This is a genomic window from Pseudomonas sp. GNP012 (assembly GCF_054343835.1).
Genome location: NZ_JBTGUU010000001.1, coordinates 4504557 through 4519939 on the forward strand (window position 1 = coordinate 4504557; position 15383 = coordinate 4519939).

11 protein-coding genes, 1 tRNA gene and 2 pseudogenes are annotated in these 15383 nt (G+C 61.4%); 6 read left to right on the forward strand and 8 right to left on the reverse strand.

What is annotated here, in order from left to right; translation table 11 throughout:
* Nucleotides 1-180 precede the first annotated feature (180 nt).
* Nucleotides 181-2238 carry a methyl-accepting chemotaxis protein gene (locus ACXX83_RS20320; protein WP_458549435.1) on the forward strand — a complete coding sequence of 686 codons (2058 nt, stop codon included), beginning with the start codon at nt 181-183 and terminating at the stop codon, nt 2236-2238.
* A gap of 15 nt (nt 2239-2253) precedes the next feature.
* On the opposite strand, the pseudogene ACXX83_RS20325 reads toward ACXX83_RS20320, so the two are convergent.
* Nucleotides 2254-2394: pseudogene (locus ACXX83_RS20325) on the reverse strand (LysR substrate-binding domain-containing protein); the annotation flags it as partial.
* Between the two features lie 129 nt (nt 2395-2523).
* On the opposite strand from ACXX83_RS20325, the gene ACXX83_RS20330 reads away from it, so the two are divergent.
* Nucleotides 2524-2600: transfer RNA gene (locus ACXX83_RS20330), tRNA-Met, on the forward strand.
* A 159-nt stretch (nt 2601-2759) separates the two neighbouring features.
* Here the strand turns inward: ACXX83_RS20330 and ACXX83_RS20335 are convergent.
* On the reverse strand, nt 2760-3863 hold the full coding sequence (locus ACXX83_RS20335) for a DUF2817 domain-containing protein (protein WP_458549436.1): 1104 nt from the start codon (nt 3861-3863) through the stop codon (nt 2760-2762).
* A 166-nt stretch (nt 3864-4029) separates the two neighbouring features.
* Between ACXX83_RS20335 and ggt the strand changes: the two genes are divergently transcribed.
* Nucleotides 4030-5862 (forward strand): gamma-glutamyltransferase, encoded by a 1833-nt coding sequence (gene ggt, locus ACXX83_RS20340; protein ID WP_458549437.1) that lies wholly within the window; start codon nt 4030-4032, stop codon nt 5860-5862.
* Between the two features lie 491 nt (nt 5863-6353).
* Here the strand turns inward: ggt and ddlA are convergent, their stop codons facing one another.
* From ddlA to ACXX83_RS20365, 5 genes and pseudogenes are all read right to left on the reverse strand, one after another.
* Complete coding sequence (gene ddlA, locus ACXX83_RS20345) at nt 6354-7448, reverse strand: D-alanine--D-alanine ligase (protein ID WP_458549438.1); 1095 nt, start codon at nt 7446-7448, stop codon at nt 6354-6356.
* 47 nt (nt 7449-7495) lie between these two features.
* Entirely contained in the window at nt 7496-8095 is a 600-nt protein-coding gene (locus ACXX83_RS20350; RefSeq protein ID WP_458549439.1) for a flavin reductase family protein, read from the reverse strand.
* Between the two features lie 169 nt (nt 8096-8264).
* Nucleotides 8265-8873 (reverse strand): methyl-accepting chemotaxis protein, encoded by a 609-nt coding sequence (locus tag ACXX83_RS20355; RefSeq protein WP_263986916.1) that lies wholly within the window; start codon nt 8871-8873, stop codon nt 8265-8267.
* Nucleotides 8853-9581, reverse strand: a pseudogene (locus ACXX83_RS20360) (PAS domain-containing protein); the annotation flags it as partial. The gene ACXX83_RS20355 and the pseudogene ACXX83_RS20360, both read right to left, overlap by 21 nt.
* Before the next feature lie 117 nt (nt 9582-9698).
* Nucleotides 9699-11012: an MFS transporter gene (locus ACXX83_RS20365; protein ID WP_458549440.1), complete on the reverse strand. Its 1314-nt coding sequence runs from the start codon at nt 11010-11012 to the stop codon at nt 9699-9701.
* Between the two features lie 200 nt (nt 11013-11212).
* Between ACXX83_RS20365 and ACXX83_RS20370 the strand changes: the two genes are divergently transcribed.
* From ACXX83_RS20370 to ACXX83_RS20380, 3 genes are all read left to right on the forward strand, one after another.
* Complete coding sequence (locus tag ACXX83_RS20370) at nt 11213-12631, forward strand: short-chain fatty acid transporter (RefSeq protein WP_095965592.1); 1419 nt, start codon at nt 11213-11215, stop codon at nt 12629-12631.
* A 94-nt stretch (nt 12632-12725) separates the two neighbouring features.
* Complete coding sequence (locus ACXX83_RS20375; RefSeq protein WP_458549441.1) at nt 12726-13898, forward strand: hypothetical protein; 1173 nt, start codon at nt 12726-12728, stop codon at nt 13896-13898.
* 145 nt (nt 13899-14043) lie between these two features.
* Nucleotides 14044-14568 (forward strand): SET domain-containing protein-lysine N-methyltransferase, encoded by a 525-nt coding sequence (locus ACXX83_RS20380; protein ID WP_458549442.1) that lies wholly within the window; start codon nt 14044-14046, stop codon nt 14566-14568.
* 6 nt (nt 14569-14574) lie between these two features.
* On the opposite strand, the gene can is transcribed toward ACXX83_RS20380, so the two are convergent.
* Complete coding sequence (gene can, locus ACXX83_RS20385) at nt 14575-15219, reverse strand: carbonate dehydratase (protein ID WP_015096835.1); 645 nt, start codon at nt 15217-15219, stop codon at nt 14575-14577.
* Nucleotides 15220-15383: the final 164 nt, after the last annotated feature.

Consider the following 15383-nt stretch of genomic DNA (forward strand, 5'->3'; position numbering starts at 1 on the left):
TTGTCGGCTTGAACGCGGCTTCCTTACAAAGGAGGCCGACAATGGGAAGTTTCGCCACAGAGTCGGCCTACAGAGCAGACAAGGGTGAACTTTCGAGGCCTTTTTAGCGGGCACAAGTCGGCGGTGCAACAACCTCCGACGCACGCCAATGGTGCGTGGTGTCCAGAGGAGTCTTGGGGCATGCAGGCTTTTTTATCACCGGGGATCGCACTGCTGGGGCGATTTGGCTTCGCACGTAAATTTCAGCTGTTGTTTTTGCTGTTCATCCTGCCCTTGGCCGGCAGCCTGTGGATGATCGGCCAGGACTATCGCGACAAACTCAGCCTGATCTCCGGCGAACGCGCCGGGGTGCGGCAACTGCTGGCCCTTGACGCACTGGATGACCTGCTCGCCGCCCAGCGCGATCGCGCCGCCCGTTGGCGCGCCACGGAAACCAATCGCCAGCCGACACCGGCCACCCTCGCCGCGATGGCCGCCTTCGATGCGGTCCAGCCCGCCGTCAGCCAGGCCACTGCCGAACTGGGCAATACCCTGCAAAAAGAAGCTGCCGAGAGCGAAACACTGAGCCGTTATCAGGCCCTGCAGACCGCCCTCGATGGCCTCGACTCAAAAAGCCTGGGCAGCGTCGGCTGGTGGCCGGATGGCTACGATCGCTTCACCAACGCCCTGAGCGCCCTGCAAGCCTTGCGCGAGCAGATCGCCATGGACAATCGCCTGACACTGGCACCCTGGCTGGAAACCTACTTGCTGACCCAGATCTCCACCCAACACGCACCCGACCTGATCGAACGGGTCGGTCGCCTGGCGGCGGTGGGCCAAGCGTCGGTAGTGTCCGGGCAGTTCACCCTGCAAAGCCGACTGCAACTGCGCGACCTGCGCAGCCGCATCGGCGATGCACGAGAGCAGCTTGTGAAAACGGCGGGGCTGCTCGAAGCGCGCTTGCCCAGCGCCCTGCAAACCTGGGCCGGGCAATACCACGACAGCCTCAAGCGCCTGGACTCAGGCCTGAAGGTGCTGGATGACGGCGTGTTCGGCGGCAGCATCAAACTCAAGCCAGAGGACTTCGAGCGCAGTCTCGACGCCCTGCTCTCCGACCTCGCTTCATTGCGCCAGCAGTCGCTGGTGTCGCTGGATCAACGCCTGGATTATTACCACGACTCGGCGATCCGCCAGTTCATTGTGGTGGCCGTCGTGTTCGGCTGCCTGCTGTTGGCCGCGCTGTATCTGTTCATCTGCTTGCAGGCCTCGATCCGCCGCAGCGCCAGCGGCATCACGGTGCTGGCCGAGGCCTTGCGCGATGGCAATCTGAGCCTGCAAGTACCGATTCAGGGACGGGACGAACTGGCGGTCATCAGCACCGCGCTGAACGTCGCCGTGGTGCAACTGCGCACCAGCCTGCAAGGGGTGGATCACGAAACCCTGCAACTGAGCCACGCGGTGCAATCCCTCAACCATCACTCCAGTGACGCCCTGGGCGAAGTCGAAGCCCAGCAGTTGCAGATCAGCCAGATTGCCGCGGCGGCGACGCAACTGGCCGCCACCTCACAAGGGGTCGCCCACAGTTGCGAACAGGCGTCCGGCAGCGCCCAGCACACCCGGCGCATTGCCGCCGACAGCAGCCGCGACAGCCAGCGCACCACCGCGAGCATCCAGCAGCTCAATCAACGCCTGAACGAAACCGCTGCGGCATTGGGCCGAGTCAGCGAGCAGGGACAGCAGATTCAACTGGTGGTCGACACCATTCGCGGCGTCGCCGAGCAGACCAACCTGCTGGCACTCAACGCCGCCATCGAGGCGGCGCGGGCGGGCGAACAAGGGCGTGGCTTTGCGGTAGTGGCCGATGAAGTACGCAGCCTGTCGCAGCGTACTCAATCGTCGACCGCACAGATTGCCGGCACGGTCGACAGCCTGCGTCACACCGTGAACGAGGCCGTCAACCTGATGGAGGCCGCGTGCACTCAGGCAGAAAGTGATGCACAAGCGGTCACCGGCCTTGGCGAACGGCTCGGGGAAATCGCCAGTGCCGTGCAGAGTGTCACCGATACCCTGGCGCAAATTGCCACGGCGGTGGAAGAACAGGCCAGTACCGCCGACGAAGTCAGCGGCAATATCCAGCAGGTCGATCAGGCAGCGCTACGTTTGCTCGAAGGTGCCCGCGCAGTGAACCAGGCAGCGGACACCCTGAGCCAGGGCAGCAAAGCGTTAAGCGACAACACCGGGCGTTTCCGCTTGAGTTGAATCCGGCAGCCCTGCTCAGGCGCGGATCACCGCTTGCGGGAAGTCCTGCTCAAGCTCGGTCTTGAGCCAGTCGATAAACCACGCCACGTCCACCGACAGCGCGTGGTCGTTGTTGACGTAGGGCATGTCCGAATTGAGGTGGATGTCGAGGTCGTTGGTGGTTCCCAGCGCTGCCCTTCACCACTGCCTGGAAGGTGGATTTTGATAAACGGTTGAAAGCGCAGAGAAATATTTTAGATTTATGCTTGACGCATCCCCGTTACCGGTGAATAATGCGCGCCACTTGGCTACATAGCTCAGTTGGTTAGAGCATAGCATTCATAATGCTGGGGTCCGGGGTTCAAGTCCCTGTGTAGCCACCAAGTACTAAAAACGGCTTACCGAAAGGTAAGCCGTTTTTTTATGCCTGCGTTTTTTATGCCTGTATGTAGGAGCGAGCTTGCTCGCGATGGTCGTTAACGATAACGCGTGTTTACTGGTTAAACGCAGCGCTCTTGAGTCCATCGCGAGCAAGCTCGCTCCTACAATGTCGGTAATGCAGACAGCGCCCGCTCCCAGATCTGCCACGTGCGCAACCAGATCATCGACTGCCAATCGCTATCGGCCGGATAGAACTGCTCCAGCAGATTCAACTTGATCCCGCGCCCTGTTGCGTCACCCGGATTGCCATACAGATGCAGCCAGTGGTCATCGCGCAAATGGCGGTGAACGTCCGGCCCCGGATACGTTCCGCACTCGATGACAAAAGGCATCAGGCGCACCTGCGGCAGTGCATCGATCAACGCCTGCGAGGTGTAGCCGGTAGCCGTCGCCGCTACGCCGGTTTCGCTCAGGGTATCGGCGCCGGTTTGCAGGCTGTAGAGCCACGGGCCGTAAATCGCCTGCGCATCCGCCAGCGCCGGATAGGCGGACTCGGTGATGGTCAGCAACATCGGATGACCGTATTCACCCGCGCCGGTGTGCAAGTCGAAACACATGGCCACTTCGGCATGGGCCAGGTGCTTTTGCACGATCCGGTGCAGCGTGCGGTTCGACCAGCTCGGCGCCAGCCCGCCAAAGAACAGGCCATCGGGGTGAGCATGCTGACCGCCCTCGACAATCGACATCACCGCTGGCCAGCCATGCAGGCGAATCTGCTCGTCGAGCAAGGCATCGGCACGCTCACGCTCCGGACCGTGCAACTGCGGGCAGGCATAGATTTCATGCAGGGCGCTATACGCCTGGTTGTCCGGCAGCGGGCGCTGGAAATCCAGGTGATTGCGGTTCAGGTCGATGTTGTCTTCGTTGACCCGGCGCAACCACGCCATGCCCCAAGGGTTGATGGCATGGATCATGACCACGGCCACATCCTTTGGCAGTGAACGCTTGCCCAACTCCTGCAGCCATTTGATCTGGCAGCCCGAACCATAGAAGCCCTCAACCCCGTGAGTGCCGCTCAGCGCAATCAACAGACGCTTGGCGCCCGGATCACCCAACACCGCCACATCGGTACTCAGAGATTCATCGAACGGACCTTTGAGCGGGTGTGGATATTCAGTCAAGGTTGCGCCTGCGGCAGCCGCTGCGGCCAGGAACTGTTCACGCTGGGTGCGGTAGCCGGGCTGGGTCGGGAACTCGGTGTGCATGTCTGCCTCTTGTTGATTTTCTGGCCTGCCTGTTGGCAACGACCCTACAGAAAATCCAGCCATTGATGAAGGACAAAAACGTCAGTGCCGTGGGACCCGGTTTGCGTCCCTCCCGGTCGGCCGATAAAGTCCACTGATCGTAGATCCAACGGACGGAGTACCCCACGTGTTCTCAACCTTCCCTTTGCGCCGCCATCGCCTGCCTGCCCTGGCACTGATTGTCAGTGCCTTGACCCTGGCCGCGTGCAACAACGCTTCGGTGCCGACGTTGCCGCTCGCCCCGGAAAGCGCTTCCGGTTTCCGCACTGACCTGAAAACTCAACACGCCGAGAAATTCATGGCAGCGGCGGCCAACCCGCTGGCGGCCGAAGCCGGGCGGGAGATGCTGCGCCGGGGCGGTTCGGCCATTGATGCCGCGATTGCGATGCAAGCGGTGTTGACGCTGGTCGAGCCACAGTCTTCGGGCATCGGGGGCGGCGCATTGATCGTACTTTGGGATGGCAAAGCCGTGCGCACCTACGACGGCCGTGAAACCGCCCCGGCCGGTGCCACCGAAAAACTTTTCCTGCAAGCCAATGGACAACCGATGGGCTTTACCCAGGCGCAGATTGGCGGCCGCTCGGTGGGCACGCCCGGCGTACTGCGTGCCCTCGAACTGGCCCATCAAAAACACGGACGCCTGCCCTGGGCGCAGCTGTTTGAACCGGCCATCCGGCTCGCCGAGCAAGGCTTTGCCATTTCACCGCGCCTGCACCAGTTGATCGCCGCAGATTCGTCCATGCCACGCTCTCCGGAAATGATGGCTTACTTCCGTAATGCCGATGGCAGCCCGAAAGCCGTTGGCACCCACCTGAAGAACCCGGCACTGGCCGCCGTGTTCAAACGCATCGCCCACGAAGGTCCGGATGCCCTGTACAAAGGCCCGGTCGCCGAGGAAATCGCCGCCAAGGTTCAGGGCCACGCCAACCCCGGCAGCCTGTCCCTGACCGATCTCGCCAACTATCAGGCCAAGGAACGCGCACCGCTGTGTACCGACTACAAGCGCTGGCAGGTCTGCGGCATGCCGCCACCGTCGTCGGGCGGGATCGCCGTGGCGCAGATCCTCGGTACGCTGCAAGCCCTGGAGGCTCGCGACAAGCGCCTGGCACTGGCACCGCTGAAACCGGTCAAGACCACAGCCCCGGCCGGCAGCGAACCCGACCCGCAAGCCGTGCACCTTATCTCTGAAGCCGAACGCCTGGCCTACGCTGACCGCGCGCAGTACCTGGCCGATAGCGACTTCGTGCCCGTGCCGGTCAAAGGCCTGGTCGACCCGGCCTACCTTGCCAGCCGTGCCGCCCTGATCGGCGAACGCAGCATGGGCACGGCCAAACCCGGCACGCCGCCGGGCATCCAGGTGGCCTATGCGCCGGACCGTTCGCCACTGCGGATTTCCACCTCGCAAGTGGTGGCCGTCGATGACGCAGGCGGCGCCGTGTCGATGACCACCACCATCGAGTCAGCGTTCGGCTCGCACATCATGGTTCAGGGTTTCATGCTCAATAACGAGATGACCGACTTCTCGTTCATCCCCGAGGAAAACGGGCAGAAAGTCGCCAACCGCGTCGAACCCGGCAAACGCCCGCGCTCATCCATGGCGCCGACCCTGATCTTCGACCGCCAGAGCGGCGAATTTCTCGCCACTGTCGGCTCCCCCGGCGGCTCGCAAATCATCGAATACGTGGCCAAATCCACCATCGGCCTGCTCGACTGGAATCTCGATGCGCAAGCGGCCATCAACCTGCCCAACTTCGGCAGCCGCAACGGCCCGACCGAACTGGAACAGGGCCAGTTCAGCCCCGCGCTGATTCAGGCGCTGAAAGACAAAGGGCACAGCGTGAGCGAAATCGACATGACCAGCGGCACCCAGGCGATTGCTCGGGTCAAGGACGCCCAGGGCAAAGCGTCACTGACGGGAGGTGCCGACCCGCGGCGTGAGGGGCAGGCGCTGGGGGATTGAGTCACGCGCTGGAATGATGAAAGGCCTGCCAGTGAGCAGGCCCTTTTTTGGGGTCTTCACTGGTCTGGAACTCACTTCATTTTCGACTCGGGCGCGGTCTCCTGTGGGAGCTGGCTTGCCAGCGATGGTGGTTAACGATAACGCGGGTGAACTGGATAAACGCAGCGCACTTGAGTCCATCGCAAGCAAGCTGGCTCCTGCAGTTTCCCCGTGTGGGCACGGTCCCTTGTGGGAGCTGGCTTGCCAGCGATGGTCGTTAACGATGACGCGGGTGCATTGAATAAACGCAGTGCACTTGAGTCCATCGCCAGCAGGCTGGCTCCTACAGTTTCAGCGTGGGCATGGCCCCCTGTGGGAGCTGGCTTGCCAGCGATGGTCGTTAACGATGACGCGGGTGAACTGGATAAACGTGGCGCAATTGCGTCCATCGCCAGCAATCGAGCGTCAACCGGCCGCTCCTACAATTCCCCAGGAATGCGAGAGCAGCGCACTTAACGACTGATCTTCAACCCCTGCCGAACCTGATGTTTTTCCAGCGCCAGTTCGATCAATCGCGTCACCAGCTCGCTGTAGGTCATGCCGGTGGCCTGCCACAACTTCGGGTACATGCTGATGCGGGTGAAGCCGGGCAGCGAGTTGATTTCGTTGATCAGCACTTCGCCACTGTCGGTCAGGAACACATCGACACGGGCCAGGCCGGAGCAGCCCAGGATCTGGAACGCCTCGACGGCCAGGGCGCGAATGCGCTCGCTGGCCTCGACGCTGATATTGGCCGGCACTACGACTTCTGCGGCCGTGTCGTCGATGTATTTGCTGTCGTAGGAATAGAACCCACTGCGCACCACAATCTCGCCGCAACCACTGGCGATCGCCTCTTCATTGCCGAGCACTGCGCATTCAATCTCGCGGCCGCTGACGGCAGATTCGATCAACACCTTGGTATCGAAACTCAACGCCAGCTCCACCGCTGCGCTGTATTCGGCCTCGTCGGTGACCTTGCTCACGCCCACGGAAGAGCCCTGGTTCGCCGGCTTGACGAACAGCGGCAAACCGAGCCGGGATTGAACCTCGGCAAACCCGGTGCGAGCCGCCGAGGCGCGGGTCAATGTCACGAACGGCGTCACGGCCAGGCCGGCATCACGCAGCAGACGCTTGCTGATGTCCTTGTCCATGCAGACCGCCGAGCCGAGCACATCGGAGCCGACAAACGGCAGATCGGCCATGCGCAGCAAACCTTGCAGGCAACCGTCTTCACCCAGGGTGCCGTGGACGATCGGGAAGATCACATCGACATGACCGAGCAGTTCCTGACTGCTGGTTTCCACCAATTGCTGGCTGGCTTTTCCGGGCACCACGGCGAGCTCACGATTGGACTGATTGAGGGCGATCAGCGCCGGGTTTTCCTGATTCAGCAAAAAATTTGAAGGGTCGTTGAGGTGCCAGTGGCCTTGTTTGTCGATGCCGATCAGCACCGGCTCGAAGCGTGAGCGATCGAGGGCGTCGACGATATTCTTCGCCGATTGCAACGACACTTCATGCTCTGCCGAGCGCCCGCCAAAGATTATCCCTACACGCAGTTTTCTCATCGCCTGGCCTCCTGGTGAATGTGCTTACAACCTCAATAGTCGAAACCTTACGGCTGCAAGCTCTTGCCGTCCACCGGCTCGCCAATGGTCAGGAAGTGCCCGCCCGCCACGTGGTGCAAGGTGCGCAAGGCGTCTTGCCCTTCGAAGTGCCAGCGCCCTTCGCTGAACACGCGCTCGTCGGCCTGGGCAGCAATCACTTCGGCCAGGAACAGATCGTATTGCTGGTGATTGTTCGGCTCCGGCAACAGACGACATTCCAGCCAGGCCACGCAGCCCTCGAGCATCGGCGCATCGACCGACTCGCCGGTGAATGTCTGCAAGTCATAGGTCTCGAACTTGTCGCGCCCTTGGTCCTGGCTCAACTCCAGGCCGGAGGTCGAACCAACGGTCTGCACAATGTCGGCCTGGGCAGCGCAGGGAACATTCAGCACAAAAGTGCCCGAGGCTTCCAGCAACTGGCGAGTCCAGGTGGACTTGTCCAGCACCACGGCAATTTTCGGTGGTTCGAAATCCAGCGGCATGGCCCAGGCTGCCGCCATGATGTTGCGCCGGCCATCGTTGGCGGCGCTGACCAGCACGGTCGGGCCATGATTGAGCAGACGATAAGCCTTGGACAAGGGAACCGGATGGCGGTGGGAAGCGCTCATGGAAGTCTGCTCCTGGGGGAAAGGAGCCGATTGTAGCGCCCACGTAACCCTGTGGGAGCGGGCTTGCTCGCGAAAGCGTCAGTTCAGTCACGGTTGCGTTGAATGACACACCGCTTTCGTCGGAACGCCGCCCGGAGCAAGCCCACTCCCACCAAAAGCTGATCGCAGGTCAGTTAGTGAGTTGATTGGCAAACTGCCCCACCGCATTGACCACTTTCTGTGCACCGTCCTGGATCTCGACAATCACCGTGCCCGCTTCCGCCGCCAGCGCCAGGCCCTGTTCGGCCTGGAGTTTGCCATCGGTCATCAAGGCCACGGCGTTGCGCGCCATGTCCTGGTTCTGCCGCACCACGAGGACGATTTCGTCGGTGGCCTGGCTGGTACGCGACGCCAGTTGCCGGACTTCATCCGCCACCACGGCGAAGCCGCGACCCTGCTCGCCCGCACGCGCCGCTTCGATGGCCGCGTTGAGCGCCAGCAGGTTGGTCTGTTCGGCAATGCCGCTGATGGTTTTGACGATGGTGCCGATCACCAGCGACTGCTCGTTCAAGGCTTCGATGCCGTCGCCGGCGGTCTGCATGTGTTTGGCCAGGTCACGCATCACGTCCACGGCCTGGGTCACCACGGCGTTGCCGCGCTGGGCACTTTGGTCAGTTTGCTGCGAGGTGCTGTAGGCAATGTTGGCCGCCTCGGCGACGGCTTGCTCCTGATTGACCTGATCGGTAATCACCGTGGCGAACTTCACCACTTTGTAGAGCTTATTGTTGGCATCGACCACCGGGTTGTAGGACGCCTCCAGCCAGACCGCACGACCATGGCTGTCGACACGCTTGAAACGGTCGGCCACGTACTCACCCGCGTTCAGCCGACGCCAGAAGTTCTGGTACTCGGCACTGTTGTAATCCTCCGGCAGGCAAAAGGTACGGTGATGCTTGCCCTTGATCTGCGCCAGGCTGTAACCCATACCACTGAGGAAGCGGTCGTTGGCGGTCAGCACGTTGCCGTTGAGGTCGAATTCGATCACCGCCGTGGAGCGCACCAGCGCACCGATCAGGTTCTCGTGTTCGCGGGAGGCCTCGATGGTGCGGGTCAGGTCGCTGGAGAAGATCGAGAAACACTTGATCCGACCGTCCGCCGAGCGCACTGGCTGCAGGATCGAACGCAACCACGCTTCCTGACCCGAGCCACGCAACAGGCGTACCGCACCGGCGAAGTGCTCGCCACGGGTCAACGCGCTCTTGAAGCGTTGCTGGAATTCGTCGAATTTCACGTGTTCCGGGACGAGGTCGTCGATGTGTCGGCCGATCAGGTCGGCGCTCTTGTAATGCATTTCGCCGAGGAAGTTCTGATTGACCGACTGAACCCGTCCATCGCTGTCGAGGGTCAGCACCAGCATTTCGCTTTCCAGACTTTCCTTCACTTGCTGGAGGCTGGAGAGTTCTTCACGAAGAGCCGACAGCTCCTGCTTCAAGCGTTTATTGAACATGGGAAAGCACCGATGGACAGGGATAAAAAGCGATATGCAGCCTAACCATCGGCCTTGGAAACATTTTCTTAAGCGTGCTTCAGGCTTGTCCTACAAAAATAGTGACGACGCGCCCGATCAATGCGCGCCAGCGGCAGAACAGCCTGCGATTCTCGGCATCCGCGCACCGAAATAAGCCGCACTGCCCACGCCCACCATGCCCATCAACGCACTGAACATCACGCAGATCCACGGACTCCACGGCATCAGGCCGATCAACAACAGCGGTGTGACACTCGCCCAGGCGGCGTAGGCAATGTTGTAAGTGAACGAGATGCCCGAGACGCGAATTCGCGCCGGGAACAGGCTGACCATCACCGATGGCACCGCGCCGACCACCCCGCAGGCCAGCCCTGCCACGGCGTAAGCCAGGCCGACCCAGTCACCGCCCGTGATCAGGCAGCTGTAAAGCACACCGATGCCCAGCGGCAGCAGCAGGCTATAGAGCATCACTGTGCGCCAGGCGCCAATGCGGTCGACCAGCAGCCCGGCGAGCACGCAGCCGATGTTCAGGAACACGATGCCCAGTGCGCTCAAGGCGAAGGTATGGCTGGCGGTCATGCCAAAGGTTTTCTGCATCATGGTCGGGGTAATGACCACGAAAACCACCACAGCCGAGGTCAGCACACAGGTGAGAATCATCGCCGGCAAAATGGCCAGCCGATGCTCACGCAGGACCGTGCGTAGCGGCAGTTCGCCAGCCGCCTCGCGCTGCGCCTGCATGGCCATGAACACCGGGGTTTCGCTGAGCCAGCGACGCAGCCAGACGCCGATCACTCCAAACACGCCGCCGAGCAGGAAGGGATAACGCCAGGCGTAATCGAGAATTTCCGCCGGGGTGAAGGCCTGCGCCAGGAAGGTCGCGGTCAAGGCACCGATCAGATAGCCGAAAGTCAGCCCCGCCTGCAGGAAACCCAGGGCATAGCCCCGGTGACCGACCGGCGCATGCTCGGCGACGAAAACCCAGGCACTCGGCACTTCGCCGCCCACCGCCGCGCCCTGGAGAACACGCAGAACCAATAGCAACAGGGGTGCGAAATAACCGATTTGCGCGTAGGTCGGCATGATCCCGATCAGCAGGCAGGGCAACGCCATCATCAGGATGCTCAGGCTGAAGACTTTCTTGCGCCCCAGGCGATCGGCGAAGTGCGCCATCAGGATGCCGCCCAACGGTCGCGCCAGGTAACCGGTGACGAAAATCCCGAAGCTTTGCAGCAGGCGCAGCCACTCGGGCATTTCCGACGGGAAGAACAACTGGCTGAGGGTCAGGGCGAAAAACACGAAAATGATGAAGTCGTAGATTTCCAGCGCGCCGCCCAGGGCGGCAAGCCCCAGGGTCTTGTAGTCCGAGCGGCTGAACGGCGCCGGGCGCGAATCGGTGTTGGCAGTCATGTAAAGAACTCTGGCACAGGCAAAAACCAAGGCGCCCATGGTCTACGCAAACGCGCTGGCGGACAACCCGTTAGACCAAAGTCCCATAGCCACGAATCAGCCCCGCAAAAATCCACGGCTTGAATTAATGTTGGCGCCTGTCCAGACGGGCGGTTGCCGCCCCGAAGACCACTACAAACATAAAAATTCGAGGTACCCCCGTGGCCGCTGATATCGAAGATAGCCGCTCCGCCCGCTTTGCCCTGCGCTGTTCAAGTTTTGCCGAACGCTGGTTCCCCGACTCCTGGGTGTTTGCTGCCCTGGCGGTGATTATCGTGGCGGTGGCCACCATGGCCATGGGCGCCAAGCCCACCGACGCCGCCATGGCCTTCGGTGATGGCTTCTGGAGCCTGATCCCTTTCACCATGCAGATGGCCTTCGTGGTGATCGGCGGTTATGTGGTCGCCAGTTCACCGCCGGCGGTGAAACTGATCGACCGTCTGGCGAAAATCCCGAAAAACGGCCGCTCTGCCGTGGCCTGGGTCGCGCTGATCTCGATGGTCGCCTCGCTGCTGAACTGGGGCTTGTCCCTGGTGTTCGGCGGATTACTGGTGCGCGCCCTCGCCCGCCGCACCGATCTGAAAATGGATTACCGTGCCGCCGGTGCCGCCGCCTACCTGGGGCTCGGTGCCGTGTGGGCCCTGGGCCTGTCGTCATCGGCGGCTCAATTGCAGGCCAACCCGGGTAGCCTGCCGCCCTCGATTCTGTCGATCACCGGGGTGATTCCATTCACCCAGACGATCTTTCTCTGGCAGTCCGGCGTGATGTTGCTGGCCTTGATCGTGATTTCGCTGATCATCGCCTACGCCACCGCCCCCGGCCCGAATTCGGCGCGTGACGCCAAGGCCTGTGGCGTCGACCCGAGTTTCAACCTGCCACCGCTGCAACCACGCACCCGCCCCGGCGAATGGCTGGAGCACAGCCCGCTGCTGACGATTCTGCTGGTGCTGCTGGCTGCCGGATGGTTGTTCCATGAGTTTTCGACCAAACCGGCCATCAGTGCGATTTCCGGGCTGAACACCTACAACTTCCTGTTCATCATGCTCGGAGCCCTGCTGCACTGGCGCCCTCGCAGCTTTCTGGATGCCGTGTCCCGTGCGGTGCCGACCACCACTGGGGTGTTGATCCAGTTCCCGCTGTATGGCTCGATCGCGGCACTGATGACCACGGTCAAGGGCGCCGATGCGCAGACCCTGGCGCATCACATCTCGACCTTCTTCGTCAGCATTGCCTCCCACGACACCTATGCCGTGCTGATGGGCGTGTACTCGGCGATCCTCGGCTTCTTCATTCCGTCCGGTGGCGGCAAGTGGATCATCGAAGCGCCGTACGTAATGCAGGTGGCCAATGACCTGAACTATCACCTGGGTTGGGCGGTACAGATCTACAACGCCGCCGAAGCCTTGCCGAACCTGATCAACCCCTTCTACATGCTGCCATTGCTGGGCGTGCTGGGGCTGAAGGCGCGGGACCTGATCGGTTTCTCGTTCGTGCAGTTACTGGTACACACGCCACTGGTGCTAGTGTTGTTATGGGCACTGGGGACGACGCTGGCGTATTTGCCGCCAGTCATGCCGTAACCTAAAAGAAAGGGGGCCGGTATTGATCGGCCCCTTGTGTTCCACCCGTCGGTTTCAGTATCTGCTGGTCTAATACGCTGAAAAGGATCTGAGCATGTTCAAACTTGCGGCACTCACCCTCGCAGCCTTCACCCTGGTCACCACCGCCCACGCCGATGTCAATTTGAAGCTGGGCACTACCGAACGCGTTACCCGCCTCTTCGCCTACCCCAACAATTGCAATGTGATCTGCTTTCGCAACTGGACGCTCGAGCAAACCGTCGAGCATTACCTGACCCAGAGCGTGCAGCGCGATGGCTACGGCGATGCGAAGGTTCTGGTCAAAACCGATAACGGTCAGCTCCACGCGCAGATCATCGGCGTGCCCAATAGCTATGAAAAACCTTTGGCAGCACTGCTCGATGCCGGTGACCTGGCCTATAACGGCGCCAGCAAACTGAATGCCGACGGCAAGTGGGCGTACAGCTGGTACCTGTTCCTGCCGCTGGGCATGGCCCTGGAGAACCGCAGAAGTGTCGAGTTGCTGCACTTCCCGCCCGACTATTCGTTGACCCAGGCCCAGGATTACCTGAAGTCCGCCACCACGGATCGGTGGGCCTCGCTGCTCACCATCAATGGCATCCCGGCCGAGCAGACGCCGGCCTTTCAGACCATCATCGACATCGCCCCTATTGCCGCCCCCTCCAACGCCGGCAAGGACCTGGAGGGCGTCTACAGCTACTTCAACGACTACCAGACCACCATGGTCAGGAACGTCAGCCTGCACGCCAGCGGTGAAACATTGCCGATGGTCGCCTTCGGCTCACCGGTGCGTAACTGGATCAAGCAACAATACGGGGCGACCGTGAATGTGCTGGGGCTGGCGACGATCAGCCCGAGTGACGGGGTGAAGGTGCGGGTGCTGGGTTCCAACCACCCAAGCTACATCTGGTATGCCGCCGATCCGGCAAGCTATTCCGGCAACGATGCCAAGGCCAAGGCCGATGCGGCGGGGCTGAAAGTCATGGGCCAGGATTTGAGTGCCGCCTGCTGGCAGGCCGTCATGGGCCGCCAACCGGACAGCAATGCCGATATCGAGCTGAAAACCTGCACACAAACCTGGCAAGTGGCCGAGAAGGAAAAAACCTGTGCGCTGTTCTACACCTCGATTCGCAACCTGACGCCGGGACAAGCGGCGGCCAAATGCTCGACAGCAGCGATCCAGTTGCAGCTCAAACAGCTCAAGGCACCCGCACCGGCCACCGCCCTGCCCGCGCCACCGCTGTAAACCGACTATCGGCAGTCCATCTGTCAGTTTTGACAGTAGACCGCCCGCGATATCTGCGAGAGGCTTGGGCCGTACTCCATGTGCTGCAGCGCTGACTGGATCGTCAGCCGATGGAAGTCGCAGCACCCAGCCGACAGGGATCGTTATGAAAGCCGATGCACTGCGCAAGTCTCTCGCACCGCCGCCGCAGGGTATTTACCCTTTTGTGGAGCTACCCCCGCACCTCGGATATCCATCCCTGGCCGATTTCGAGATTCTCTCCAACGACCAAGGCACACCCATGGCCGCGGCAGCGTTGCGCGAGTTTCCCCGCATAAGCCGGATCTGCCGGGTATCGGGGCATTTGCTGCCCTGTCGTGGCCGGCATACCCGACAACTGGCCCGGGATATTCATGTCCATGACCCGCATTTCTGCGGGCTGCTGCGCCACTCTTGCGACCCGAACGTATTTCTCGACATGAGTGAGCTGTGGTTGTGGGCGCTCAAAGACATTCAGAAAGGTGACTGGCTGTCGATGGATTACGCCGCCACGGAAGACAAACTGCTGCGCCAGTTCGCCTGTCGCTGCGGTTCATACAACTGCCGGGGCTGGATCACTGGCTTCGATGAAGCGCCGAACGCCGACGGCCAGCTGTTTTTGCAACAGTGGCGTCGGCAAAGTCCGCGCTGAAGGGCTTTACAGTGGTTCGAACGGACGCAGGCGGTACTGCGGCGGCAACTGCTCGAAGCCGCTGATGGTAGCGTTCAGGCTCTTCCAGCGACCGTCCTTGATACCGTAGATGCAGCCATGGATCGACAGGCTCTGCCCACGGTGCCAGGCGTTTTGCACAATGCTGGTGTGCCCGACGTTGGCCACTTGCTGGATCACGTTGAGTTCGCAGAGACGGTCGACCCGCTCTTCTTCGGTGTCCAGTTTGGCGAGTTCTTCGCGCTTTTCGTAATACAGGTCGCGAATCGAGCGCAGCCAGCCGTCAATCAGGCCGAACTGGCGATCCTGCATCGAGGCGCGCACGCCGCCGCAGCCATAGTGGCCGGTGACGAGGATGTGCTTGACCTTGAGTACGTCGACCGCGTACTGAATCACCGACAGGCAGTTGAGGTCGGTGTGCAACACGACGTTGGCCACATTACGGTGTACGAACAGATCGCCCGGCAGCATGCCAACGATCTCGTTGGCCGGCACCCGGGCATCGGAACAACCGATCCACAGGAATTCCGGGGTCTGTTGACGGGCCAGCTTGGCGAAGAAGTCAGGATCTTCCTCCTTGATCGCAGCGGCCCAACGCTCGTTGTTATCAATCAGATCTTGTAATTCGTTCATGCTCTGAAGCCTCAAGAATGATGCGCAGCTTTGACTGACAACCGTCCGTCGGGGTCACGCGCGAAATGCGGATACTCTCCTGATCCGGTACAAGGGGCTCCATGCCGGTGGAATTCTCGGTAGCCACGTGGGTCAACCGTAGTAAGGCCTACAGTATGAGGAAT